Source organism: Pseudomonas sp. TE3899, assembly GCF_056279105.1.
Genome location: NZ_JBWBQR010000001.1, coordinates 2848801 through 2874109, shown reverse-complemented (window position 1 = coordinate 2874109; position 25309 = coordinate 2848801). Strand labels below are relative to the sequence as shown.

Genomic DNA, 25309 nt, shown 5'->3' with positions numbered 1-25309 from the left:
GATGGTTTTCGATGAGTTATCAGGTTCTTGCACGTAAATGGCGTCCGCGCTCGTTCCGCGAAATGGTCGGCCAGACCCATGTGCTCAAGGCTCTGATCAATGCCTTGGACAGCCAGCGACTGCACCACGCCTACCTGTTTACCGGGACGCGCGGTGTGGGCAAGACCACCATCGCACGAATCATTGCCAAATGCCTGAACTGTGAAACAGGTATCACTTCAACGCCCTGTGGCGAGTGCTCGGTGTGCCGCGAGATCGATGAAGGGCGCTTTGTCGACCTGATCGAGATCGACGCCGCGAGCCGGACCAAGGTCGAGGACACTCGCGAGCTGCTCGACAACGTGCAGTACGCTCCGAGCCGCGGGCGCTTCAAGGTCTACCTGATCGACGAAGTGCACATGCTCTCCAGCCATTCCTTCAATGCGCTGCTCAAAACCCTCGAAGAGCCGCCGCCCTACGTCAAGTTCATCCTGGCGACCACCGATCCGCAGAAACTTCCGGCAACGATACTTTCGCGGTGCCTGCAATTTTCGCTGAAGAACATGACCCCGGAACGGGTGGTCGAGCATTTGACCCACGTGCTGGGCGTCGAGCAGGTGCCGTTCGAAGACGACGCGCTGTGGCTGCTGGGCCGCGCCGCCGACGGATCGATGCGTGACGCCATGAGCCTGACCGACCAGGCCATCGCCTTCGGTGAAGGCAAGGTCATGGCCGCTGACGTGCGGGCGATGCTGGGCACGCTGGATCACGGTCAGGTATTCGATGTCCTGCATTCGTTGATCGAAGGCGACGCCAAGGCGTTGCTCGAAGCCGTTCGTCACCTGGCCGAACAAGGCCCGGACTGGAACGGCGTGCTCTCGGAAATTCTCAACGTGCTGCACCGTGTCGCCATCGCCCAGGCCTTGCCCGAAGGCGTCGACAACGGCCACGGCGATCGTGATCGGGTGCTGGCGCTGGCCCAGGCGTTGCCGGCCGAAGACGTACAGTTTTACTACCAGATGGGCCTGATCGGCCGTCGCGACTTGCCGCTGGCGCCCGACCCGCGCGGTGGCTTCGAAATGGTCCTGCTGCGCATGTTGGCGTTCAGGCCGGCGGATACGGCGGACGCCCCGAGGCAACCGCTAAAGCCAGTGGGGATCAGCCAGGCCACAGTTGATTCCGCCAATTCAGTGGCTGCCGCGCCTAAAGCTGCGCCGGTAGTCCCTGCGGCAGTGGCCCCGGTTGTGCCGGCGCCGGTGGTTGCACCGGCTCCGGAACCTGAACCTGAACCGGTTGCGCCAGTTATCGTGCCCGATCCTGTGGTTGAGGCGGTCGCCCCCGTAGTCGATCTGCCATGGAACGACCCGGTCGAGCCCGAAGTGGTCCAGCAACCCGACATCGAGCCGGTACTGGAAACCGCCAGCGAGCAACCCGAATTGCCGCCGATGCCCATGCCCACGCCGGACAGCGTGGTGCCGGACGCACCGGAATGGGCCGCTGCGCCGATCCCGGAACCGTCCGTGGCTGAGGTCGATGCCGCTACTCCGGGCGCCGATCAGGATGACGAGCCGCCGCTGGACGAGGATTACATTGAGCCGGACATCGATTCGGCTTACAGCTATCTCGATGAACTGGCCAGCGAGCACACCGCCGAGCCGGCGCCGGAACCCGAGCCAGAGCCCGCCGCGGCACCGGCCACCGGCCTGGCGCTGCAATGGCTGGAGCTGTTCCCGAAACTGCCGATCTCCGGCATGACTGGCAGCATCGCCGCCAACTGCACGCTGATCGCCGTTGATGGCGACAACTGGCTGTTGCACCTGGACCCGGCCCACAGCGCCTTGTTCAATGCGACCCAGCAACGTCGTCTCAACGATGCGCTGAACCAGTTCCACGGGCGTACGCTGAGCCTGAGCATGGAACTGATCAAGCCCGAGCAGGAAACCCCGGCCCAGGCCGCGTCCCGCCGGCGGGTGAACCGTCAGCGCGAGGCCGAGGAGTCGATTCACGGCGATCCGTTCATCCAGCAAATGATGCAGCAGTTCGGTGCGGTGATCCGTAACGATACTATTGAACCTGTCGAAGCCCTGGTCAGTCAGGGCTAATAACTGAAGGCGTTTGGCCGCATGGGCCGGGCGCTGTTTTTATCCAAGTACTTTGAGGTGATTACCATGATGAAAGGTGGCATGGCCGGCCTGATGAAGCAGGCACAGCAGATGCAGGAAAAAATGGCCAAGATGCAGGAAGAACTGGCCAACGCCGAAGTCACCGGTAAGGCCGGCGGCGATATGGTCACCGTGGTGATGACCGGTCGTCACGACGTCAAGCGCGTGACCATCGACCCAAGCCTGGTGGAAGGCCTGAGCGAAGACGACAAAGAGATGCTGGAGGCCGTGTTCGCCGCCGCCGTCAACGATGCCGTGCGCAAGATCGAAGCCAACAGCCAGGATAAAATGTCCGGCGTGACCGCTGGCATGCAACTGCCACCGGGTATGAAACTGCCATTCTGATTCGCCAACGCGCCTCGGATGAGCTAAAAAATGCCAGGCATTGCGCCTGGCATTTTTGTTTCCGGCGCACATAGATCGTTCCCACGCTTTTGTGGCGAGGGGGCTTGCCCCCGTTGGACTGCGAAGCAGTCGCTTAACTGACAACTAGGATTTACCTGATACAACGCGTTGGCAGTTTTTGGGAGCGCTTCGCACTCCAACGGGGGCAAGCCCCCTCGCCACAGAGGCAAAACATCGAACGCCACACGGCCATAACGGTCTGCACCCTATACCGCAAAATTCATCGATCAAAGGAGACGCTCACATGCCACAAGCATTGACCCTCAACCAACGTATCGTCCTGGTGTCCCGCCCGGTAGGCGCGCCGACCCCGGAGAATTTTCGCCTGGAGCGCGTCGCGCTGCCGGACCTGGCCGACGGTCAGGTGTTGCTCAAGACCCTTTACCTGTCCCTCGATCCCTACATGCGCGGACGCATGAGTGACGCGCCGTCCTACGCCGCGCCGGTAGAAATCGACGAAGTGATGACCGGTGGCGCTGTCAGCCGTGTCGAGCGTTCGCTCAATCCCAAATTCCACGAAGGTGACCTGGTAGTCGGCTCTACCGGCTGGCAGAGCCACAGCATCAGTGATGGGCGCAACATCATTCCGATCCCGTCCGGGCTGCCGAGCCCGTCGATGGCACTGGGCGTGCTGGGCATGCCGGGCATGACGGCCTATATGGGCCTGATGGACATCGGCCAGCCCAAGGCCGGCGAAACCCTGGTGGTCGCTGCGGCGTCTGGCGCGGTGGGTTCGGTGGTTGGCCAGGTGGCGAAGATCAAAGGCCTGCGCGTGGTCGGCGTGGCCGGTGGTGCGGACAAGTGCCGCTACGTGGTCGAGGAACTGGGCTTCGACGCCTGCATCGACCACAAAAGCCCGGACTTTGCCCAGGAGCTGGCGCTGGCATGTCCCAAAGGCGTCGATATCTATTACGAGAACGTTGGCGGCAAAGTCTTCGATGCGATCGTGCCGTTGCTCAACGCCAAAGCGCGGATTCCGCTGTGTGGCCTGATCGCCGGTTACAACGCCCATGAGGCGCCGAGCGGGCCGGATCGCCTGCCGCAATTGCAACGCACCTTGCTGACCAAGCGCGTGCGCATCCAGGGCTTTATCGTCTTTGATGACTACGGTGATCGCCAGCCGGAATTCGTCAGTGCCATGGCGCCGTGGGTGCGCGACGGCAAGGTCAAGTTCCGCGAGGACATCGTCGATGGCCTGGAGCAAGCGCCCGAGGCGTTCATCGGTCTGCTGGAGGGACGCAACTTCGGCAAACTGGTCGTGCGGGTCGCCCAGGACTGAGTATTTGACGCTGGCCAGAGGCGCGGGTATAAACCGCGTCTCGTTGTTTTGTCGGACTTTTCCCCATGAGCTTCAGCCCTCTGATTCGCCAACTGATCGATGCCCTGCGAACGTTGCCGGGCGTGGGCCAGAAAACCGCCCAGCGCATGGCGTTGCAACTGCTCGAACGTGATCGCAGCGGCGGCTCGCGCCTGGCGCTGGCGTTGAGCCAGGCCATGGAAGGGGTCGGTCACTGCCGCTTGTGCCGCACGCTGACCGAAGACGACTTGTGCCCGCAATGCGCCGACAACCGCCGCGACGACACCTTGCTGTGCGTGGTGGAAGGGCCGATGGATGTCTACGCCGTGGAGCAGACCGGTTTCCGTGGTCGTTACTTCGTGCTCAAGGGCCATTTGTCGCCACTCGACGGTCTCGGGCCGGAAGCCATCGGCATTCCGCAATTGCTGGCGCGGATTGAAGAGGCGGGCACCTTTACCGAAGTCATCCTCGCCACCAACCCGACGGTAGAAGGCGAAGCCACGGCGCATTACATCGCCCAGTTGCTCAGCAACAAGGGCTTGATCGCCTCGCGCATCGCCCATGGGGTGCCGTTGGGTGGCGAGCTGGAATTGGTGGATGGCGGGACGTTGGCGCATTCGTTTGCGGGGCGCAAGCCGATCGCGTTGTAGTGCCTGGGCGGGCCTCATCGCGGGCAAGCCTCGCTCCTACAGGTAGTGCGGCGCCTTTGCTTTTGTAGGAGCAAGGCTTGCCCGCGAAGGACGCACCTCGGTCCCTCTGATTCACACAATCCTGTTGAAAACCAAGCAAGCGCTCGGTTAACTTCTCTGAACCCTTCAGCGGAGCTCGCCGATGCCTGCCTTTCAGGAATACTTCGACCCCAGCCACCAATTGGTCCGCGACAGCGTCAGGCGTTTCGTCGAGCGCGAGATCCTGCCGGACATCGATCAGTGGGAGGAAGCCGAAAGCTTTCCCCGGGAGCTGTACCTCAAGGCCGGTGCCGCGGGGATTCTCGGCATCGGATACCCCGAATCCCTGGGTGGCAGCCATGAAGGTGATCTGTTCGCCAAGGTCGCCGCCAGCGAAGAGCTGATGCGTTGCGGCTCCGGCGGTTTGGTCGCCGGCCTCGGTTCGCTGGACATCGGTCTGCCGCCGATCCTCAAGTGGGCCCGCCCCGAGGTTCGTGATCGAGTGGTGCCGCAAGTGTTGTCCGGCGAGAAAATCAGCGCCTTGGCCATCACCGAACCCAGTGGCGGCTCCGATGTGGCCAACCTGCAAACCCGTGCCGTGCGAGACGGCGACTGCTACCGGGTCAGCGGCAGCAAGACCTTTATCACGAGCGGTGTGCGTGCCGATTTCTACACGGTGGCGGTGCGCACCGGCGCGCCGGGTTTCGGCGGGATCAGCCTGTTGTTGATCGAGAAGGGCACGCCCGGGTTCACCGTCGGTCGGCAGTTGAAGAAAATGGGTTGGTGGGCGTCGGACACGGCCGAATTGTTCTTCGACAATTGCCAGGTGCCTGTAGGAAACCTGATCGGTGCCGAAAACATGGGCTTCGCCTGCATCATGGGTAATTTCCAGAGCGAACGCCTGGCCCTGGCGCTGATGGCCAACATGACCGCGCAACTGGCGCTGGAGGAGAGCCTGAAATGGGCGCGTCAGCGTGAGGCCTTTGGTAAGCCGATCGGCAAGTTCCAGGTGCTCAAGCACCGCCTCGCCGAAATGGCCACGGCCCTGGAAGTGTCACGGGAATTCACCTACCGCCAGGCGGCGAAAATGGCGGCGGGGCAGAGCGTGATCAAGGAAATTTCCATGGCCAAGAATTTCGCCACCGACACGGCGGATCGCATCACCACGGATGCCGTGCAGATTCTGGGAGGGCTGGGGTATATGCGGGACAGTCTGGTGGAGCGGCTGTATCGCGACAATCGGATTCTGTCGATTGGCGGTGGGACGCGGGAAGTGATGAACGAGATCATCAGTAAGCAGATGGGGCTTTAACGTCCGATCGTTCCCACGCTCTGCGTGGGAATGCCTCAACGGACGCTCCGCGTTCGGCTTTGGAGGGACGCGGAGCGTCCCGGCTGCATTCCCACGCGAAGCGTGGGAACGATCGAGCGGTGGCCGCTTACTGTTCGCTCAACGCAAACTGCGTCAGGCAAAACGTAGGAATACCCATGTCTTCCAGGCGCTGCGACCCACCCAACTCTGGCAAATCAATAATCGCCGCCGCTTCATGCACCCGCGCACCCATGCGCCGAATCAGGTTCGCCGCCGCGATCAAGGTGCCGCCGGTCGCAATCAGGTCATCGAACATCACCACCGAATCACCCTCGCACAGGCTGTCGGCGTGCACTTCGAGGAAGGCTTCGCCGTATTCGGTCGCGTAACCCTCGGCCAGCACGTCCGCCGGCAATTTGCCTTGCTTGCGGAACAGCACCAGCGGCTTGTTCAACTGATACGCCAGCACCGAGCCGATCAGGAAGCCACGCGCATCCATCGCGCCGATATGGGTGAAGTCGGCCTCGACGTAACGGTGGGCGAAAGTGTCCATCACCAGGCGCAGGGCCGTGGGCGATTGGAACAGCGGGGTGATGTCGCGAAAGATCACGCCCGGCTTGGGAAAGTCGATCACGGGGCGGATCAGGGATTTGATGTCGAAGGAGTCGAAGACCATCGTCGAGTTGTCCTGGCAGGCTGCAAACGACGCAGTATAACGGCGGCTGAACCGTTTCGCTCAGCCGCAATTGCACTAGTCAGTCGAGCGAGCCGCCGGCCAGGGCGCAGAGCTGGATCGGGTCGAGGATATGGATTTCCTTGCCCTCGGCGGCGATCAGTTCGTTTTGCTGGAAGCGGGTGAATACCCGGGACACGGTTTCCACCGCCAGGCCCAGGTAGTTGCCGATTTCGTTGCGCGACATGCTCAGGCGGAACTGGTTGGCCGAGAAGCCGCGAGCGCGGAAGCGCGCGGAGAGGTTGACCAGGAACGTGGCGATGCGCTCGTCGGCGGTTTTCTTCGACAGCAGCAACATCATTTGCTGGTCGTCGCGAATCTCCCGGCTCATTACCCGCATCAACTGACGACGCAGTTGCGGCAGTTGAATGGACAGTTCGTCGAGGCGTTCGAAAGGGATTTCGCAGACTGAGGTGGTTTCCAGTGCCTGGGCCGACACCGGGTGTTTTTCCGTGTCCATGCCCGACAGGCCGACCAGTTCGCTCGGCAAGTGGAAACCGGTGAGCTGTTCTTCGCCGCCATCGCTGAGGCTGAAGGTCTTCAGGGCGCCGGAGCGAACTGCATAAACGGAATCGAACGTGTCGCCCTGGCGGAACAGGAACTCGCCTTTCTTCAGCGGGCGACCACGTTTAACGATTTCGTCCAGCGCATCCATGTCTTCCAGATTCAAAGAAAGTGGCAAGCAGAGGGGAGCCAGGCTGCAATCCTTGCAATGGGCCTGGCTGTGAGCGCGCAGTTTAACTGGCTCAGACATTTCTTTAATCCTTGTGGGAAAACACACATAAGCCGTAAGGGTAACTCACGGGAGGACATTCAGGCCAGCGCACGGCGAATTTGCCGCAGGCGCGTAAAGCCTGCGGACGGACGGCCGATAACCTGTCTACTGATCGCTTTCGAGGAACTGCATTCATGTCCGCCATTGGCACGTTGAATCCCGGTAACGGCGGTGTCTCGTCGTTGCTCGATACCTCGAAAATCCCGTCGGTCAATGAATCGGACGTCACCGTGACGCCCGTCGAAACCCCCGCCAAAGTCGAAGGCATCAAAGTCTCGCTGTCCGGTGCCGGAATTGAAAAAGCCGCCGGGGCCCAGGGTGATGACAGCGACATCGAAGAAAGCGGCTTGCCGGAAAACATTCAGCAGATCCTGAAGATGATTCGCAAATTGCAGCAGCAGATCGCCGAAAAACTGGCCGAAATGCAGGCGGTCATGAGGGATAAACGTCTGAGTCCGGAAGAAATCAAAGCCAAGCTCGGTGCCTTGCAAGCGTTTATCAACAACCTCAACGGTGGCCTGATCACCGCCAACACCGCGCTCGGAAAAGCCATGAAGCAGGCGGGCCTGACGCCGGAGCAAATCCTCAAGGCGGCGTCGCTGCTCATGAAGTCCTAAATCACTCGGGAAAAACGCTGCCGATTCTGCTGCTCCAGATACGCATCGAAGACCATGCACACCGAGCGCACCAGCAGTCGCCCGGCGGGCAGTACGCTGATTCGTTCGCTGTCCAGCTCGATCAAGCCGTCCCTGGCCATCTCTTCCAACTGCGGCCAAAGTTCGCTGAAGTAACCACGAAAGTCGATGTTGAAAGTCTTCTCGATAGCGGCGAATTCCAGGCTGAAACTGCAGATCAATTGCTGAATCACCGCTCGTCGCACACGGTCGTCGGCGTTGCACAGCAGGCCGCGATTGGTAGCCAATTGCGCCGAGGCCAGGGTGTTTTGGTACAGATTCAGGTCGCTGGTGTTCTGGCAGTACAGGTCGCCGATCTGGCTGATGGCCGAGACGCCGAGGCCGATCAAGTCGCAATGTCCGTGGGTGGTGTAGCCCTGGAAGTTGCGTTGCAGGGTTGATTCTTCCTGGGCAATCGCCAGCTCATCGTCGGGCAAGGCGAAGTGGTCCATGCCGATGTAGCGGTAGCCGGCCTTGGTCAGCTGTTCGATGGTGCCCTGGAGCATTTCCAGTTTTTGCGCCGGCGTCGGCAGTTCGTTGCTGTTGATCCGCCGTTGCGGCATGAAGCGTTCCGGCAGGTGGGCGTAGTTGAACACCGAGAGCCGGTCCGGTTGCAGGGCGATGACTTCATCGACCGTGCGGGCGAAATTTTCGGGAGTCTGGCGCGGCAGGCCGTAGATCAGGTCAATGTTGATCGAGCGAAACTGCAAGGTCCGCGCGGCATCGATCACGGCGCGGGTTTCTTCCAGGCTTTGCAGGCGATTGACCGCGCGTTGCACCGCCGGATCAAGGTCCTGCAAGCCGATGCTTACGCGGTTGAAGCCTAGCTCCCGCAGCAGGCCCATGGTTGACCAGTCGGCTTCCCGGGGATCGATCTCGATGCCGTAGTCGCCGGAGTCATCGTCCAGCAAATTGAAAGACTTGCGCAGCTGCGCCATCAACTGGCGCAGTTCGTCGTGGCTGAGAAAGGTCGGGGTGCCGCCGCCGAAATGCAGTTGCTCGACTTTCTGGGCCGGGTCCAGGTGACAGGCGATCAGCTGGATCTCCTGCTCCAGACGCTGCAAATAGGGCAGTGCGCGGCCGCGGTCCTTGGTGATGACTTTGTTGCAGGCGCAGTAGTAGCAAATGTTCGCGCAGAATGGCACATGCACATACAACGACAGCGGGCGCAGCGCTTTGCGGCTGTCGCGCAGGGCATGGAACAGGTCGAACGTGCCAACCTGGCTGTTGAATTGGACGGCGGTCGGGTACGAGGTGTAGCGCGGCCCCGACAGGTCGTAACGGCGAATCAGATCGGTGTCCCAACGAATGGCGTCGAGCATGCGGGCGTTCCCCCGGATAGGCTTGCAGTGTCAGCGAGTCTATGGGGGGCGGCGTTGGGGCATCTTGATTTGCGTCAACGGCGATGGGTGGCCATGGTCGGCTTTTGTGGCGAGGGGGCAAGCCCCCTCGCCACAGGGTCAGTGGCCCATCAACCAATGCTGATGCGGCCCCGGTAATGTCCAGATCCCGAACAACATCACCAGCACCCCGCCACTCATCCGCACACTGCGTTTGCGCAGCAACGCCGTCACGCGCTCGGCTGCCAGGCCTGTAGCCAATAAAACCGGCCATGTCCCCAGCCCGAACGCCAACATCAACAAAGCACTATCCAGCGCATTGCCCTGACTCGCCGCCCACAACAACGTGCTGTAAACCAGCCCGCACGGCAGCCAGCCCCAGAGCGCGCCCAGCAGCAGGGCGCGGGGCAGGCTCGACACCGGCAGCAATTTGTTGGCAACCGGCTGGATATGCCGCCACAGGCCGCGACCGAGGCTTTCGATGCGGGTCAGGCCGCTCCACCAGCCAGCCAGGTACAGGCCCATGGCAATCAGCAGCAGGCCGGCGATGATGCGCATGAACATCGCCGCCGGGCTGTTGGCCACTGCCCAGCCGGCGAGCCCGATCAACAGGCCCGCCGTGGCGTAGCTGAGAATTCGGCCCAGGTTGTAGGCCAGCAACAATCTGAAGCGGCGGCTGCGTTGTTCCTTGGGAATCGCCAGGGTCAGCGCGCCCATCAAGCCGCCGCACATGCCCAGGCAATGACCGCCGCCGAGCAGGCCGAGGATCACCGCAGACACCAGCAGGGGTGCCAACTCAAGCATGGGGTGGCGCCTTGTCGTGGGGTTTGGCCGGATGACCGCTGGCCTCATCGACCGCAGCGGTGTGGTTCGGGTCCTGGTCGTCGAACAGAATGCTGTGGGCCGGGCCGTCGAGGTCATCGTACTGACCGCTGTCCACCGCCCAGAAGAAGATATAGACGGCGATGGCCACGATCAGCAGCGCGGCCGGGATCATCACGTAAAGAGCTGGCATGGGTCACTCCATGCCCGCGCGGCTCAGGCCGGCAGCGGGCGGGTTTCTGGCGTGGCGCTGGCCTTGGGCGTGCTCGGCATCCGAGTCAGGCGCAGGGCGTTGAGCACCACGGTCAACGAACTGATCGACATGCCGACCGCGGCCCACACTGGAGTGATCCAGCCGAGGGCGGCGAACGGCAACATGAGGCCATTGTACAGCCCGGCCCACAGCAGGTTTTCGATGATTATCCGGCGGGTGCGCCGCGCCAGGCTGAAGGCTTGCACCAGGGCGTCGAGGCGGTTGGACAGCAGCACCGCGTCGGCGCTGGTTTTCGCCAGGTCGGTGGCCGAGCCCATGGCCACGCTGATATCGGCGGCGGCCAGCACCGGCACATCATTGACCCCGTCGCCGAGCATCAATACCTTGCGCCCTTCCTTGTGCAGCTGTTGCAGCACTTGCAACTTGTCATCGGGACGCAGGCCGCCACGGGCCTCGTCGATACCCAATTCGGCTGCGACGCTGGCGACCATCGGCGAACTGTCGCCGGACAGCAACAGTGTGCGCCAGCCGCGAGCCTTGCAGGCCGCGAGCAGGGCGGGCGCATCGGTGCGCAAACGGTCGTCGAGGACAAACCACGCCAGCGGCCCGAAGCTGTCGCCCAGCAGCAGCCATTGGCCCGCTTCTTCCGGCATCAGCGGCACGCTGGCGCCACTGAGTTCGCAGACAAACCTCGCTTGGCCAATGCGCAGGCGCTGTTCGCCGACCAATCCTTCAAGCCCCAGCCCTGGTGTACTGAGGACTTCTTCGGCGGCCAGTGGCGCACGGCCAAAGGCGCGGGCAATCGGGTGTTCGGAGCGGTTTTCAAGGGCGGCTGCGAGCCCCAGGCACTCATCGCTGCCGAGTGAGCCGAGGGGGCGAATCGAGCGCAGGGCCAGGCGACCTTCGGTCAGCGTACCGGTCTTGTCGAAAATCACCGTGTCGATCTGGTTCAGGCCTTCCAGTACATGGCCTCGGGTCAGCAGCAAGCCGAGTTTATGCAGCGTACCGGTGGCGGCGGTCAGCGCGGTCGGCGTCGCGAGGGACAGGGCGCATGGGCAGGTCGCCACGAGCATGGCGAGCACGATCCAGAACGCCCGCGACGAATCCAGTTCCCACCACAGCAAGCCAATAGCGGCGACGGCAATCAGCGACAGCAACAGGAACCACTGGGCGGCGCGGTCGGCGATTTCCGCCAGGCGCGGTTTCTCGGCCTGGGCGCGGTCGAGCAGGCGGACGATGGCGGACAGCCGCGTGTCGTGCCCCAGCGCCAGCACTTCAACGGTCAATGCGCCTTCAACATTCAACGTGCCGGCGGTGACCGCATCGCCGAGTGTGCGCGGTTGTGGCAGGTACTCGCCGGTGAGCAGGGATTCGTCGATGCTCGACTGGCCGTCGAGGATTTTGCCGTCAGCCGGCAGGATCGCGCCGGGGTGCACCAGCACCTGATCACCGACGCGCAATTCGCTGAGCAGGATGCGCTCGCTCTGGCCATCGGGACCCAGGCGCAAACATGAGGCAGGCAATAGATTCACCAGCTGTGCGGTGGCGGCGGCGGTGCGTTCCCGGGCGCGGCGTTCCAGGTAGCGCCCGGCCAGCAGGAACAGCGCGAACATGCCGACGGCATCGAAATACAACTCGCCAACGCCGGTGATCGACGTCCAGATCCCGGCCAGATAAGCACTGCCGATCGCCAGCGAAACCGACACGTCCATGGTCAGGTGCCGGGTGCGCAAGTCGCGCATGGCGCCCTTGAAGAACGGCGCGCAGCTGTAGAACACAATCGGCGTGGTCAGGAACAGCGCGACCCAGCGCAGGATCGTGTGCAGCTCCGGGCTTAAGTCGATGTTGAATTCCGGCCAGGTGGCCATGGTCGCCATCATCGCCTGGAACCACAGCAATCCGGCGACGCCGAGTTGGCGCAGGGCCAGACGATTTTCGCTGGCCAGTTGTTCGCTGGCGCGGTCGGCTTGATAGGGGTGGGCGGCGTAACCGATGTGGCGCAGCTCACTGAGTATCTGACTCAGCGGCAGTTGCGCGTCGGCCCAGCGTACGTGCAGGCGATGGTTGGACAGGTTCAGCCGTGCCTCGGCTACCGCCGGCAAGCCGCGCAGGTGTTTCTCGATCAGCCAGCCGCAGGCGGCGCAACTGATGCCCTCCATCAGCAGGGTGGTTTCGGCGAGCTCGCCTTCGTGACGGACGAAGGGCTGCTGGACGTCGGCGCGGTCGTACAGCGCCAGTTCATCGACCAATTGCACGGGCAAGGTTTCGGGGTTGGCCGAGGATTCGCTGCGATGCTGGTAATAACTCTCCAGCCCGCCGGCCACGATGGCTTCGGCTACCGCCTGGCAACCCGGGCAGCAAAGCTCGCGGGTTTCACCGAGGACAACGGCGGTGAAGCGGCTGCCGGCCGGGACAGGCAGGGCGCAGTGGTAGCAGGGGGTTGGGGTGGTCATGTCTGTCGCCATGGAAACAATTGTGGCTGATTCAACTCAGACCCTGTGGCGAGGGGGCTTGCCCCCGTTGGACCGCGAAGCGGTCCCAAACCCTGAGACCGCGATCTTCCGGTCGATCGAGTGCACAGGTCTTATGGCTGCTGCGCAGCCAAACGCGGGCAAGCCCGCTCGCCACAAGGGATCGCAGTAATTACTTCTTCAGGTCTTCCGCACCTTGCAACGGCTCATCGCCCAGTAGCAGGTCCTTGTCGTGGCTGACCTGTTCTTCCTCGAACATGCGCCAGGTCTTGTCGTCCTGCACCCCCAGCAATTCGACAAAACGGCGGCCTTCGACCTTGTCGCTCATCTGGCCGATATAGCGGCCCTGTTCGGTTTCGCTGCGGGTCAGGGTGATTTTGCGATCCTTCTCCGGCTGGGTCGGCGAGATCAGGTTCAGCTCGACGGTCTTGGGCTGGCTGTTGCCGCTCAGGCGCAGGTCGACTTCACCGGTCAACTCGTCCAGATGAACGTTGGCGCGCAGTTGCAGGGTCTGGGCCAGCAGTTCACGGTCCAGGGAGCGGTTGATGCCTTTGCCGGCCTCGTAGTAGTTGTCGTTGACCAGGTTGTCCGGGTTGTTCACGGCGATGGTCACCATGGACAGGGTCAGGGTCACCGAGCAGGCGAGAATCCCGATGATGATCCACGGCCAAAGATGCTTGTACCAAGGGCTTGCGGCAGTTGCTGCGGGCATGATCACTTCTCTCAACGAATTTGTGGGCCGATGAATCGGCTCTTGGCTTCAACATGGACGCTGTCATCATCGGCATCCTTGAGGGTGAATTTCACCTCGTTGGTGCTCGATGGCAATTGCTCCGGCGCGCTGGACAGCTCCACCGGCTGGCTGAAAATTTCCCCGGCGGCGACTTTTATCTCGCGCTTGCCTTGCAGCTTGAGGTCCGGCAGGCCGCTGGCTTCCAGCAGGTAGGTGTGGTCGCGCTGGTCCTTGTTCATGATCTTCAGGCTGTAGACGTTTTCGATCCGGCCTTCGGCGTTCTCGCGGTACAGCACGCGGTCCTTGCTGACATCAAAGCCCACCAGCGAACGCATGAAGAACGCGGTCACCAGCAAGCCGATCATGGTCAACAGCACCAGCGCGTAGCCGATCAGGCGCGGGCGCAGTTTATGGGTTTTCTGCCCGGACAGGTTGTGCTCGGTGGTGTAGCTGATCAAGCCGCGGGGGTAATCCATCTTGTCCATGATGCTGTCGCAGGCATCGATGCACGCGGCGCAACCGATGCACTCGATTTGCAGGCCGTCGCGGATGTCGATGCCGGTCGGGCAGACCTGCACGCACATGGTGCAGTCGATGCAGTCGCCCAGGCCCTGGGCCTTGTAATCCACGCCTTTCTTGCGCGGGCCACGGGACTCGCCACGACGCGGGTCGTAGGAAACGATCAGGGTGTCCTTGTCGAACATCACGCTCTGGAAGCGTGCATACGGGCACATGTAGATGCACACCTGCTCGCGCAACCAGCCGGCGTTGCCGTAAGTGGCGAGGGTGAAAAAGCCGACCCAGAAGTACGACCAGCCATCGGCCTCGCCGGTGAAGAAGTCGATGGTCAGCTCGCGGATAGGCGAGAAGTAACCGACAAAAGTCATGCCGGTGACGAAGCCGATCAACAGCCACAGGCTGTGTTTGCTGAACTTGCGCAGGAATTTGTGGGCGCTCATCGGCGTCTTGTCGAGTTTGATGCGCTGGTTACGGTCGCCTTCGGTGACCTTCTCGCACCACATGAAGATCCAGGTCCAGACGCTCTGCGGGCAGGTATAGCCGCACCAGACGCGCCCGGCGTACACGGTGATGAAGAACAGGCCGAAGGCGCTGATGATCAGCAGGCCCGAGAGCAGGATGAAATCCTGGGGCCAGAAGGTTGCGCCGAAGATGAAGAACTTGCGTTCCGGCAGGTTCCACCAGACCGCCTGGTGGCCGCCCCAGTTCAGCCACACCGTACCGAAATACAGCAGGAACAACGCAGCGCCGCCCATCATTCGCAGGTTGCGGAACAGGCCGGTGAAGGCGCGGGTGTAGATCTTTTCTCGAGAGGCGTAGAGGTCGACGCTGTTGTTCGCGTTCTTGGCAGGCGGGGTAACGTCGTGTACCGGAATCTGATTGCTCATCATTGCATCCCACGGCAGTGGAAAAATGCCTCGGTCAGTACATGCCGACCGCGGTCAAAGAGGTGTTGCAGTGGCGCAATGATACGCCTGTCGCTCTAGCTCAAGGGTGCGACCTTTGGTCGCGTTGGGAGAAAAGCGCAGATGGTGTAGCGGATGTAACAAAGCATGATCCAGATCAATTGACTATAGACGATCCGCGATTTGCCTTGAGAGCAGCGCGTTGGCGCTGCCCTGTGTCAGGTGGCGCCTTCAGGGTCTGGGAAGGCGACCGCCCCCCAGGCCGTCCAGCCCGCCCGAGCCGTTTCCAGGCTCCAGCGCCGAGATGATTTCAGCGGAATGAAGATTGTTTGCAGAATGGGACATGTCATTTCTTCCTTGGTGATGACCTGTGAATGCAACTTTCTGTTCTCGACCGTTTCACGTTGGGAGGTGGGCGTTCAAGTGGTGGAAAAGCTACAGGGTCGCAAGGCAGTCGGTCGATTAAAAGTCCGTCTCAAATTATGTCGGCCACGCTGATGTTTCGGCACGGCGAATTTCATTTATGCCATGGCTTGATCAAAGCGCTGCTGGGAGAGAGTGAAAAGTCTTAAATGTTTATTTTTTTAAATAATTGAAAAGCGAATGAAATATATTTATTTAATTGCTTTGATTTTGTTGTTTGTCGTTGGTTTTTTCTTGCGGTAAGTTATGTTGAGTGCATTAATAACAGCAGTGCACCTATTAACTAATAACGGAAACGGATTTCTATGAATATCAAAAAAGGCGCAAGCGTATTAGCGTGCCTGTGGTTGTTGTCACTGGCGCCTGTTGTGCATTCGATTGAAAACATGCCTCGTCATATGGTGTTTGCGTCTGACCCGCAATACCCCTGGACTGACAAGACCGACAGTCGTGAACCAGAAACGGATGCAGAGTTTAAGGTGCGTGCGAAATGGCTGGTGGAAACCCAGTTCGCCAGTATTGCCGACTTTCGTCATCAAACCGGTGGTCAGGCGAATGTGCCGTTGATGATCAATGGTGATATGACGGCGTTTGGTCATGGTTGGCAACGTTCGTACATTAATTCGACGCTGGAAAAGTACTTCAAGAAAGATTTTTTGTACGGTTTGGGTAATCACGATTATGCGAACAACGTAGATGATTGCTTCAGTAATAGTTGCGCGGCGGGCAGTATCGTTGAATATAAGGAACATCATGAGGGTCAAGTCGACAACTTTGACTTGAAAGTGGATGGTGGATTTTTAAATAAGCGGTACTCCGGCAGTTTGGCATATTCGAAGAACATTGGAGAGGTTCATTTGGTTCAACTCAACTATGAGCCAACGTATGAAGTCAATATTTCGCACCCCCTGAATCCAACGACATTCAACATCACCCATGCGCTGGATTGGCTTGAGAATGATCTTAGAGTGGCCCGGACTCAGGGTTACGCCATCATCATCAACCTGCATGCGCATGATCAGTGGAAGGGCACTTGGGAGCAGCAACGGCGTTTCGCGGCGATGGTTGCAAAGTACGAAGTAACGGCCATTTTTGCCGGTCATTACCATGACGAGGGCGGCTCGACGCAGTACATAGGCGGCGTGCCAACGTTCCTCAGTGGCAGCGCTTCCCAAGAAACCTATTTGATTGCCAGTTTTTCCGAGGATCGCAAGCAGTTGCACGTCAATCTGGTGGAAAAAAACCAGTGGCAAACACGGAAACTGGTGCGCACGGTAAAGGTGAAATCGATTTTCGCCAGTCGACCATGAAAAAGGCCCCGCCAATTCACATTGGCGGGGCCGTTTTTTATTGCATCAAGCTTAAGCCTTACTGAGCGTCCGCCGCTGGAGCCTTCTCACCATGAGACAGGCTGTAGACGTAAGCGGCCAGCAGGTGAACCTTGTCGTTGCCTTGCAGCTGCTCTTGCGCAGGCATCTGGCCCTGACGGCCGTAACGGATGGTCTGCTGCAGTTGAGCGAAGCTCGAACCGTAGATGAATGCGGCAGGGTGGGTCAGGTTCGGTGCGCCCATGGCCGGGGTGCCTTTGCCTTCCGGACCGTGGCACACCGCGCAGTTGGCCGCGAACAGTTTCTGCCCGGCAACCGGGTCGGACTTGGTGCCTTCCGGCAGCTTGCGACCGTCGAGGTTGGTCAGTACGAAGCCGGCAACATCGGCAACGCCTTGTTCGCCGATCACTTCAGCCCACGCAGGCATCACCGCGTGACGGCCGCCCATGATGGTGGTCTTGATGGTTTCCGGTTCGCCGCCCCAGCGCCAGTCGGCGTCGGTCAGGTTCGGGAAGCCATAGGCGCCCTTGGCGTCGGAACCGTGGCAGACCGAGCAGTTGGAGGCGAACAGGCGGCCACCCATCTTCAGGGCTTGCGGGTCCTTGGCCACTTCTTCGATCGGCATGGAAGCGAACTTGGCGAAGATCGGACCGAACTTGGCGTCCGACTTGGCCATTTCCTTTTCCCACTCGTGAACGCCGGTCCAGCCGGTCTGGCCGTTGGCGAACGCAGTCTGCTTGTCGGTATCGAGGTAGTTATAACCCGGCAGCAAGCCTTTCCAGTTGCCCAGGCCCGGGTACAGCACCAGGTAGCCCAGGGCGAAGATGATGGTGCCCACGAACAGCATGAACCACCATTTCGGCAGTGGGTTGTCGTACTCCTCGATCCCGTCGAAGGAGTGGCCAACTGTTTCTTCGGTGGCTTCGCTGCGCTGGCCCTTGCGGGTGGACAGCAGCAGCCAGGTCAGGGCGAAGATGGTACCCAGGCTCAGGACTGTGACGTACAGACTCCAGAACGTAGTCATTCTTTGTTACTCCTAGAAGCTTGCTCGACGTGCTTGATGGCTTCGGGATCATCCGCGAAAGGCAGCAAGGTCGCGTCTTCAAACTCCGACTTGCGCTTGGGGCTGAACACCCACAACGCCAGACCGATAAAGGCCACCATAACGACAACGGTGCCCAGGCCACGAATCATCCCGATATCCATCTAGATCACCGTTTGCTTTTGATGATGGTGCCCAGGCCTTGCAGATAGGCCACCAGCGCGTCCATTTCGGTCTTGCCCTTCACCGCATCCTTGGCACCGGCGATGTCTTCGTCGGTGTAAGGGACGCCGAGCGTGCGCAGGACTTCCAGTTTCTTGGCGGTGTCCTTGCCGTCGAGCTTGTTTTCCACGAGGAACGGGTAGGCCGGCATTTTCGACTCAGGCACCACGTTGCGCGGGTTGTACAAGTGCGCACGCTGCCAGTCATCAGAGTAACGACCGCCGACACGGGCCAGGTCCGGACCGGTACGCTTGGAACCCCACAGGAACGGGTGGTCCCACACGCTTTCACCGGCGACCGAGTAGTGGCCGTAACGTTCGGTTTCAGCACGGAACGGGCGGATCATCTGCGAGTGGCAGCCGACACAACCGTTGGCGATGAAGACGTCGCGTCCTTCGACTTCAAGCGCAGGGCGAGGCTTCATGCCTTCGACCGGCTTGTTGGTGACGTCCTGGAAAAACAGCGGAACGATCTGGGTCAGGCCGCCGATGCTGACGGCGATAACCATGAAGAAGGCCAGCAGGCCAATGTTCTTCTCGACTGCTTCATGCTTCATCAGTGAGCTCCAACTACAGCAATCTGAGCGGCGGCTTCGGCTTCAACCGGGTTCGAGGCGCGTACGGTACGGAATACGTTGTAGGCCATGAACAGCATGCCGCTGGCAAAGAACGCACCGCCCAGGGCGCGAACGATGTAGCCAGGGTGGCTGGCTTGCAGTGCTTCAACGAACGAGTAGGTGAGGGTGCCGTCGTCGTTGATTGCACGCCACATCAGGCCCTGGGTGATGCCGTTGACCCACATCGAAGCGATGTACAGCACGGTACCGATGGTCGCGAGCCAGAAGTGCGTGTTGATCAGTCCGATGCTGTGCATCTGCACGCGACCGAACAGTTTCGGGATCATGTGGTAGATCGCGCCGATCGAAATCATCGCTACCCAGCCGAGCGCGCCGGCGTGTACGTGGCCGATGGTCCAGTCGGTGTAGTGCGAGAGCGAGTTGACGGTCTTGATCGCCATCATCGGGCCTTCGAAGGTCGACATGCCGTAGAACGCCAGCGAGACCACGAGGAAGCGCAGGATCGGGTCGGTGCGCAGCTTATGCCAGGCGCCCGACAGGGTCATCATGCCGTTGATCATGCCGCCCCAGCTTGGCGCGAGCAGGATGATCGACATCGCCATGCCCAGGGACTGCGCCCAATCCGGCAGCGCGGTGTAGTGCAAGTGGTGCGGACCGGCCCAGATGTACAGGGTGATCAGTGCCCAGAAGTGCACGATGGACAGGCGATAGGAGTAGATCGGACGTTCGGCCTGTTTCGGCACGAAGTAGTACATCATCCCCAGGAAACCGGTGGTCAGGAAGAAGCCCACCGCGTTGTGGCCGTACCACCACTGGATCATCGCATCCGTCGCACCCGAGTAGGCCGAGTAGGACTTGAACAGGCTGACCGGCAGCGACATGTGGTTGACGATGTGCAGCATCGCGGTCACGACGATGAAGGCGCCGTAGAACCAGTTACCGACATAGATGTGCTTGGTCTTGCGCTTGACGATGGTGCCAAAGAACACCAGACCGTAAACCACCCAGACGATGGCCAGCAGAATAGCCAGTGGCCATTCCAGTTCGGCGTATTCCTTGGTGGTGGTGTAACCCAGCGGCAAGGTGACGATGGCGCCGATGATCACCGCTTGCCAACCCCAGAAGTGGAAGGCCGCGAGGCTGTCGGAAATCAGTCGCGTTTGGCAGGTTCGCTGCACGACGTAATAAGAAGTGGCAAACAGTGCACAACCACCGAAGGCGAAAATCACCAGGTTGGTGTGCAACGGGCGTAAGCGTCCAAAAGTCGTCCACGGCAGACCGAAGTTCAATTCCGGCCATACGAGCTGTGAGGCGATGAAGACACCAAGCCCCATGCCAAGGATCCCCCAGACCACCGTCATGATGGCGAACTGGCGGACTACCTTATAGTTATAAGCAGTCGGACTGATTGCTGTGCTCATTCTAAGGTTCCACGGTTTGGGTGTTTTATTAGGATAAAAATCGGCCGCAAGTATGTAGAAAGCAGGGGGGCATTGCAACGCACCATGACCTGGGTCAATGCTTTCAGAAGCTGATTCTGCGGCCTTTCCATGCGCCGCGTAAGGACAAAATCGGCCCCGGACAAAATGTCGCAGCGGACGAAAAAGGCGAGGGGTTCAGGTCAGTTGTAACGAGGTGTGTTCAAACGCAAGGTTCGGGTGACAGAAGGCAATTTGCACGACAGCCGGTATTTACCAGCCTTTGCGGCCTGTCATCGAGCAGATTTGTCGAACACATCGGCTAATTTCGACCTGGAACCGGTACTTTGCCAGTCCGCATCGAGCAAGCGTAGACCCGAATCAGGGGAACCGAAAGGGAGGCGGGGAGGGGGTGTGACAAAAAGAAGCAGCCATAAGCGTCAAGCTGCAAGCTTCAAGAGGGATCTCGTTGCTTGCAGCTTTTGCTTTTGCCTGTACTTGCCGCTTGTAGCTTGAAACTTGTCGCTGATTTTTATGCCTTTACTTGCCGCTTGTAGCTTGCAACTTGCCGCTCAACTGCTCCTCACCCTTCGAAAGGCTGAAAACGTAGGCGGCGAGCAGTTGCACCTTATCGTTGCCGAGCAACTCGTTCTGCGCCGGCATATGGCCCTGGCGACCATGGCGAATGGTTTGTTGCAGTTGCGCCAAGCTTGAACCATAAATGAAACCGGCCGGGTGCGTCAGGTTCGGCGCGCCCATGGCTTCAGTGCCGTGGCCATTTGCCCCATGACAGGCTACGCACGTCGTGCTGAACAACTGCTGTCCGGCTTGCACATCGGCGTTGCTGTCGGCGGGCAACGGCAGGCCGGCCAGGTCGTGACGCACATACGCGGCGACGTTTTTCACGCCAGCCTCACCGAGGATTTCACCCCAGGCCGGCATCGCCGCCATCCGGCCACCCATGATCGTGGTCTTGATCATGTCGGGATCGCCGCCCCAGCGCCAATCACGGTCCACCAGGTTGGGGAAGCCGAAGGCGCCCTTGGCGTCCGAGCCGTGGCACACCGCGCAGTTGGAGGCAAACAGGCGACCGCCCATTTTCAGCGCTTGCGGGTCTTTCGCCACTTCTGCCACCGGCATGGCGGCGAATTTGGCGAAGATCGGTCCGAACTTGGCATCTGCCTTGTCCATTTCCTTTTCCCACTCGTGGACGCCGGTCCAGCCGTCCTCGTAACCCGGCAGCACGCCTTTCCAGTTGCCCAGGCCCGGATACAGGACCAGATAACCCACGGCAAACACCAGCGTGGCGGCGAACAGCATGAACCACCACTGCGGCAGCGGGTTGTCGTACTCCTCGATGCCGTCGAAGCTGTGGCCCATGGTCTGGTCGACGCTGCCCTTGGTTTCGCCCTTGCGGGTGCCGATCAGCAGCCAGGTCAGGCCGATCAGGCTGCCGATGGTCAGTACGCAGATCCACGTACTCCAGAAGGTGGTCATGGCCGGGTACTCCTTGGTTCAGGTTCTTGGGTGGCGTCATCGGGGGTCAACTCGTCGGCAAACGGCAGCATTCGCGCTTCGGCGAATTCCGGGCTGCGCTTGCCGTTGAACACCCACAACGCCAGGCCGACGAAGGCCACAAACACCACGACCGTGCCCAGGCCGCGGATCATTCCACTGCTCATCACACTGGCTATTTCAAAGGGAATGGCCATGGCTCACCTCTTGCTCTTGATGGCAGTGCCGAGCACTTGCAGGTAGGCGACAAGTGCGTCCATTTCGGTCTTGCCCTTGAGCGAGGCGACGGCACCGCTGATGTCGTCGTCGCTGTATGGCACGCCGAGGGTGCGCATGGCCTTGATCTTGGTTTCGGTGTGGCTGCTGTCGAGCTGATTGGCCACCAGCCATGGGTAGCCAGGCATCTTCGATTCCGGGACGACGTTGCGCGGGTTGTACAAATGCGCGCGGTGCCAGTCTTCGGAGTAGCGGCCGCCGACCCGTGCCAGGTCCGGACCGGTGCGCTTGGAGCCCCACAGGAACGGGTGATCCCAGACGCTTTCCCCGGCGACCGAGTAGTGGCCGTAGCGTTCGGTTTCGGCGCGAAATGGCCGGATCATCTGCGAGTGGCAACCGACGCAGCCTTCGCGGATGTAAATGTCGCGACCTTCCAGTTGCAGCGCGGTGTAGGGCTTCATGCCTTCCACCGGTTTATTGGTCACGTCCTGGAAGAACAGCGGGACGATCTGGGTCAGACCGCCGATGCTCACGGCCAGGATCATCAGCAACAGCAGCAGGCCGACGTTTTTCTCGATGGTTTCGTGTTTCATGGCGGACTCCTCAGGCCATCTGCGCGGCAGCGGCGGCTTCGGCAGGCTGTGAGGCCCGCACGGTGCGCCAGGTGTTGTAGGCCATCAGCAACATGCCGCTGAAGAAGATCGCACCGCCCACCAATCGCACGACGAAGCCTGGGTGGCTGGCCACCAGGGTTTCGACGAAGGAGTAGGTCAGCGTGCCGTCTTCGTTGACAGCGCGCCACATAAGGCCCTGGGCGATGCCGTTGACCCACATCGAGGCGATGTAGAGCACGGTGCCGATAGTCGCGAGCCAGAAGTGCGCGTTGATCAGGCCGATGCTGTGCATCTGTGGCCGGCCGAAGATTTTCGGGATCATGTGGTACAGCGCGCCGATGGAAATCATCGCCACCCAGCCGAGCGCGCCGGCGTGAACGTGGCCGATGGTCCAGTCGGTGTAGTGGGAGAGGGCGTTCACAGTCTTGATCGCCATCATTGGCCCTTCGAAGGTCGACATGCCGTAGAACGCCAGGGAAACCACGAGGAAGCGCAGGATCGGGTCGCTGCGCAACTTATGCCAGGCGCCAGAAAGCGTCATCATCCCGTTGATCATCCCGCCCCAGCTTGGCGCCAGCAGGATCAGCGACATCACCATGCCCAGGGACTGTGCCCAATCCGGCAACGCGGTGTAGTGCAAGTGGTGCGGACCGGCCCAGATGTACAGGGTGATCAGCGCCCAGAAGTGCACGATGGACAGGCGATAGGAGTAAACCGGACGCTCGGCCTGTTTCGGCACGAAGTAGTACATCATCCCGAGGAAGCCTGCGGTGAGGAAAAAGCCTACCGCGTTGTGGCCGTACCACCACTGCACCATGGCGTCGGTCGCGCCGCCGTACAGCGAGTAGGACTTGGTCCAGCTGACCGGGATTTCCATGTTGTTGACGATGTGCAGGATCGCCACGGTGACGATGAACGCGCCGAAGAACCAGTTACCGACGTAGATGTGCTTGGTCTTGCGCTTGGCCAGCGTGCCGAAGAACACGATGGCGTAGGCGACCCAGACGATGGTGATCAGGATGTCGATCGGCCATTCCAGCTCGGCGTATTCCTTGGAACTGGTGTAGCCCAGCGGCAGGCTGACGGCCGCCAGCACGATTACCAGTTGCCAGCCCCAGAAGCAGAACTGGGCGACTTTCGGTGCAAACAGTTGGGTCTGGCAGGTGCGTTGCACCGAATAGAACGAACTGGCGAACAGGGCGCAACCGCCGAAAGCGAAGATCACCGCGTTGGTGTGCAGCGGGCGCAAACGGCCGAAGCTGGTCCACGGCAAATTGAAGTTGAGTTCGGGCCAGACCAATTGAGCGGCGAGAAAAACCCCGAGCCCCATGCCGACGATGCCCCATACCACCGTCATAATGGCGAATTGGCGGACCACCTTGTAGTTGTAGGCGGTACTGATAGAAGTGTTCATGGTTCCCCATCCACGGTTCAGCCGAAGTGAATGCGCGCGCACGAGGCAAGCGCTTCCTTCGCCTGGAGTTATAGGCAGACTAAAAGCGAGGCAAGCATGGACAAAGAGCACAAAGCCAGTATTGACGGGGATCAATGGGCGCGGTGCCTGGAGGATCATGGATGGCTGTGGAATGCCGCCTCGATGCCGTCATCGACCACGCTGATCCTCGCCCACGGCGCCGGTGCACCGATGGACAGCGCCTGGATGAGCGACATGGCCGCGCGCCTTGCCGCACAAGGCGTCAACGTGGTGCGCTTCGAGTTTCCCTACATGGCGCAACGACGCCTCGACGGCGGCAAACGCCCACCAAACCCGGCACCGAAACTGCTGGAATGCTGGCGTGAGGTGTATGCCCAGGTGCGACGCCATGTCACTGGGACGCTGGCCATTGGCGGCAAGTCCATGGGTGGCCGCATGGCCAGTTTGCTGGCGGATGAATTGGGCGCGGATGCGCTGGTGTGCCTGGGCTATCCGTTTTATGCCGTGGGCAAACCGGAGAAGCCCAGGGTCGAGCACCTGGCCGGGCTCAAGACCCGGACTTTGATTGTGCAGGGCGAGCGGGATGCGCTGGGCAATCGGGAGGCGGTCGAGGCGTATGCGTTGTCGCCGAGTATCGAGGTGTTCTGGCTGGTGGCCGGGGATCATGATTTGAAGCCGCTGAAAGCTTCGGGGTTTAGTCATGAGCAGCATTTGGCGGCTGCGGCGCAGAAGGTGGCCGGGTTTCTTCAGTGAGGTCTTGATCGTTCCCACGCTCCGCGTGGGAATGCCTCAATGGACGCTCTGCGTCCGCTGTTGGGACGCGGAGCGTCCCGGGCTGCATTCCCACGCGGAGCGTGGGAACGATCATCACGCCCTGACAACGAAGATCAGCGGTTAAACCGCTCCACCAACGAATACTGGGTACTGGCCGTCTTCGTCAGTTCTTCACTCAGTAGCGCCGAGTGTTGCGCCTGATTTCTCCCGCTATGGTGCAGTGCTTTTTAGTGGTTAATGTCTAAACAATTCAAATGCACCTTCCGGAGCCAGGACTTTATTGTCGAAGTTGAACCTGCCCTTGAAGTCGCCTTTGACCTTGCCCTTGGGTTTAAGCCGGATAGCGAGTTCTGCATAGATGGCAGGGAATGATCTGAGCTCGATATAGTCAGGGTAGGTCACCGAATAGACATGATAAAACTCCAGTCCATCTTCAAGCGTATAAGTACGCTCCAGAAGTTCCTCTCCCATGTTAGGCACCGTCAGGTTGAAACTGAAGTAATTACCGTGCTCTTCAAGAGTTCCGGTAGTGCCAATGAAGTGCCAGTATTCATCGTGAGGCGGTTCGGTGAGATGCAAAAAGCAGTCATGAGCCTTTGTCAGATGACCATCGAGCGTCCAATGGAATGAATGGCGGAGTTTTTTGTTATTGCTCTTCCTGGGGAGGATGATATCGAAGTGTCTCATCTTGATGTCCTCTTCTTGGTTAATGAGGTTTTCCGCCATTCGGAATCAT

General features: G+C 60.3%; 25 protein-coding genes. 8 read left to right on the top strand and 17 right to left on the bottom strand.

What is annotated here, in order from left to right:
- Positions 1-11: 11 nt before the first annotated feature.
- The 5 genes from dnaX to ACZ89E_RS13080 all read left to right on the top strand — a co-directional run bounded on the left by dnaX (position 12) and on the right by ACZ89E_RS13080 (position 5823).
- Positions 12-2081: a DNA polymerase III subunit gamma/tau gene (dnaX, locus tag ACZ89E_RS13100; protein WP_476255825.1), complete on the top strand. Its 2070-nt coding sequence runs from the start codon at positions 12-14 to the stop codon at positions 2079-2081.
- A gap of 66 nt (positions 2082-2147) precedes the next feature.
- A complete protein-coding gene (locus tag ACZ89E_RS13095) occupies positions 2148-2486 on the top strand; it encodes a YbaB/EbfC family nucleoid-associated protein (RefSeq protein ID WP_007905413.1) in 339 nt (112 codons plus the stop codon).
- 304 nt (positions 2487-2790) lie between these two features.
- Complete coding sequence (locus tag ACZ89E_RS13090; RefSeq protein ID WP_463259886.1) at positions 2791-3825, top strand: NADP-dependent oxidoreductase; 1035 nt, start codon at positions 2791-2793, stop codon at positions 3823-3825.
- A gap of 65 nt (positions 3826-3890) precedes the next feature.
- On the top strand, positions 3891-4493 hold the full coding sequence (gene recR, locus ACZ89E_RS13085) for a recombination mediator RecR (protein ID WP_133836727.1): 603 nt from the start codon (positions 3891-3893) through the stop codon (positions 4491-4493).
- A 181-nt stretch (positions 4494-4674) separates the two neighbouring features.
- Positions 4675-5823, top strand: a complete 1149-nt coding sequence (locus tag ACZ89E_RS13080; protein ID WP_463259887.1) for an acyl-CoA dehydrogenase family protein — start codon at positions 4675-4677, stop codon at positions 5821-5823.
- A gap of 127 nt (positions 5824-5950) precedes the next feature.
- On the opposite strand, the gene ACZ89E_RS13075 is transcribed toward ACZ89E_RS13080, so the two are convergent.
- Positions 5951-6499 (bottom strand): adenine phosphoribosyltransferase, encoded by a 549-nt coding sequence (locus tag ACZ89E_RS13075; protein ID WP_133836729.1) that lies wholly within the window; start codon positions 6497-6499, stop codon positions 5951-5953.
- A 79-nt stretch (positions 6500-6578) separates the two neighbouring features.
- Positions 6579-7310, bottom strand: a complete 732-nt coding sequence (gene fnr / locus ACZ89E_RS13070) for a fumarate/nitrate reduction transcriptional regulator Fnr (RefSeq protein WP_054615628.1) — start codon at positions 7308-7310, stop codon at positions 6579-6581.
- A 155-nt stretch (positions 7311-7465) separates the two neighbouring features.
- Here fnr and ACZ89E_RS13065 point away from each other — a divergent pair, with 155 nt between their 5' ends.
- Positions 7466-7948 (top strand): hypothetical protein, encoded by a 483-nt coding sequence (locus ACZ89E_RS13065; protein ID WP_149660549.1) that lies wholly within the window; start codon positions 7466-7468, stop codon positions 7946-7948.
- Here the strand turns inward: ACZ89E_RS13065 and hemN are convergent.
- The 6 genes from hemN to ccoG all read right to left on the bottom strand — a co-directional run bounded on the left by hemN (position 7945) and on the right by ccoG (position 14991).
- Positions 7945-9327 (bottom strand): oxygen-independent coproporphyrinogen III oxidase, encoded by a 1383-nt coding sequence (gene hemN, locus ACZ89E_RS13060; protein ID WP_476255824.1) that lies wholly within the window; start codon positions 9325-9327, stop codon positions 7945-7947. The two genes, ACZ89E_RS13065 and hemN, sit on opposite strands and share 4 nt — an antisense overlap.
- Before the next feature lie 138 nt (positions 9328-9465).
- Positions 9466-10149 (bottom strand): sulfite exporter TauE/SafE family protein, encoded by a 684-nt coding sequence (locus ACZ89E_RS13055; protein WP_149660547.1) that lies wholly within the window; start codon positions 10147-10149, stop codon positions 9466-9468.
- A complete protein-coding gene (gene ccoS, locus ACZ89E_RS13050; RefSeq protein WP_149660546.1) occupies positions 10142-10360 on the bottom strand; it encodes a cbb3-type cytochrome oxidase assembly protein CcoS in 219 nt (72 codons plus the stop codon). The genes ACZ89E_RS13055 and ccoS overlap by 8 nt, the downstream gene beginning before the upstream one ends.
- 23 nt (positions 10361-10383) lie before the next feature.
- Positions 10384-12834, bottom strand: coding sequence for a heavy metal translocating P-type ATPase (locus ACZ89E_RS13045; protein ID WP_476255823.1), 2451 nt, complete (start codon positions 12832-12834; stop codon positions 10384-10386).
- 190 nt (positions 12835-13024) lie between these two features.
- A complete protein-coding gene (locus ACZ89E_RS13040; protein ID WP_123403332.1) occupies positions 13025-13564 on the bottom strand; it encodes a FixH family protein in 540 nt (179 codons plus the stop codon).
- Between the two features lie 11 nt (positions 13565-13575).
- The gene (gene ccoG / locus ACZ89E_RS13035; protein ID WP_149660544.1) at positions 13576-14991 is read right to left on the bottom strand and encodes a cytochrome c oxidase accessory protein CcoG; all 1416 of its coding nucleotides are present in this window, start codon (positions 14989-14991) and stop codon (positions 13576-13578) included.
- Between the two features lie 746 nt (positions 14992-15737).
- Here ccoG and ACZ89E_RS13030 point away from each other — a divergent pair.
- Positions 15738-16742 (top strand): metallophosphoesterase family protein, encoded by a 1005-nt coding sequence (locus ACZ89E_RS13030; protein ID WP_476255822.1) that lies wholly within the window; start codon positions 15738-15740, stop codon positions 16740-16742.
- A 58-nt stretch (positions 16743-16800) separates the two neighbouring features.
- On the opposite strand, the gene ccoP (ACZ89E_RS13025) is transcribed toward ACZ89E_RS13030, so the two are convergent.
- The 8 genes from ccoP (ACZ89E_RS13025) to ccoN (ACZ89E_RS12990) all read right to left on the bottom strand — a co-directional run bounded on the left by ccoP (ACZ89E_RS13025) (position 16801) and on the right by ccoN (ACZ89E_RS12990) (position 23778).
- Positions 16801-17784 carry a cytochrome-c oxidase, cbb3-type subunit III gene (gene ccoP, locus ACZ89E_RS13025; RefSeq protein ID WP_149660542.1) on the bottom strand — a complete coding sequence of 328 codons (984 nt, stop codon included), beginning with the start codon at positions 17782-17784 and terminating at the stop codon, positions 16801-16803.
- Positions 17781-17966 (bottom strand): CcoQ/FixQ family Cbb3-type cytochrome c oxidase assembly chaperone, encoded by a 186-nt coding sequence (locus ACZ89E_RS13020; RefSeq protein ID WP_003175465.1) that lies wholly within the window; start codon positions 17964-17966, stop codon positions 17781-17783. The genes ccoP (ACZ89E_RS13025) and ACZ89E_RS13020 overlap by 4 nt, the downstream gene beginning before the upstream one ends.
- Positions 17967-17971: 5 nt before the next feature.
- On the bottom strand, positions 17972-18580 hold the full coding sequence (ccoO, locus tag ACZ89E_RS13015; protein WP_054054085.1) for a cytochrome-c oxidase, cbb3-type subunit II: 609 nt from the start codon (positions 18578-18580) through the stop codon (positions 17972-17974).
- Positions 18580-20022, bottom strand: coding sequence for a cytochrome-c oxidase, cbb3-type subunit I (gene ccoN / locus ACZ89E_RS13010; RefSeq protein ID WP_149660541.1), 1443 nt, complete (start codon positions 20020-20022; stop codon positions 18580-18582). Before ccoN (ACZ89E_RS13010) ends, ccoO (ACZ89E_RS13015) begins: the two co-directional genes overlap by 1 nt.
- Before the next feature lie 537 nt (positions 20023-20559).
- Positions 20560-21516: a cytochrome-c oxidase, cbb3-type subunit III gene (ccoP, locus tag ACZ89E_RS13005; protein ID WP_149660540.1), complete on the bottom strand. Its 957-nt coding sequence runs from the start codon at positions 21514-21516 to the stop codon at positions 20560-20562.
- Complete coding sequence (locus ACZ89E_RS13000; RefSeq protein ID WP_463259892.1) at positions 21513-21731, bottom strand: cbb3-type cytochrome oxidase subunit 3; 219 nt, start codon at positions 21729-21731, stop codon at positions 21513-21515. The genes ccoP (ACZ89E_RS13005) and ACZ89E_RS13000 overlap by 4 nt, the downstream gene beginning before the upstream one ends.
- A gap of 3 nt (positions 21732-21734) precedes the next feature.
- The gene (gene ccoO / locus ACZ89E_RS12995) at positions 21735-22343 is read right to left on the bottom strand and encodes a cytochrome-c oxidase, cbb3-type subunit II (protein WP_149660538.1); all 609 of its coding nucleotides are present in this window, start codon (positions 22341-22343) and stop codon (positions 21735-21737) included.
- Positions 22344-22353: 10 nt separating this feature from the next.
- A complete protein-coding gene (gene ccoN / locus ACZ89E_RS12990; RefSeq protein ID WP_149660537.1) occupies positions 22354-23778 on the bottom strand; it encodes a cytochrome-c oxidase, cbb3-type subunit I in 1425 nt (474 codons plus the stop codon).
- A 96-nt stretch (positions 23779-23874) separates the two neighbouring features.
- Between ccoN (ACZ89E_RS12990) and ACZ89E_RS12985 the strand changes: the two genes are divergently transcribed.
- Complete coding sequence (locus tag ACZ89E_RS12985; protein WP_476255821.1) at positions 23875-24552, top strand: alpha/beta family hydrolase; 678 nt, start codon at positions 23875-23877, stop codon at positions 24550-24552.
- A gap of 255 nt (positions 24553-24807) precedes the next feature.
- Here the strand turns inward: ACZ89E_RS12985 and ACZ89E_RS12980 are convergent, their stop codons facing one another.
- The gene (locus ACZ89E_RS12980) at positions 24808-25299 is read right to left on the bottom strand and encodes a hypothetical protein (protein WP_463259893.1); all 492 of its coding nucleotides are present in this window, start codon (positions 25297-25299) and stop codon (positions 24808-24810) included.
- Positions 25300-25309 lie beyond the last annotated feature (10 nt).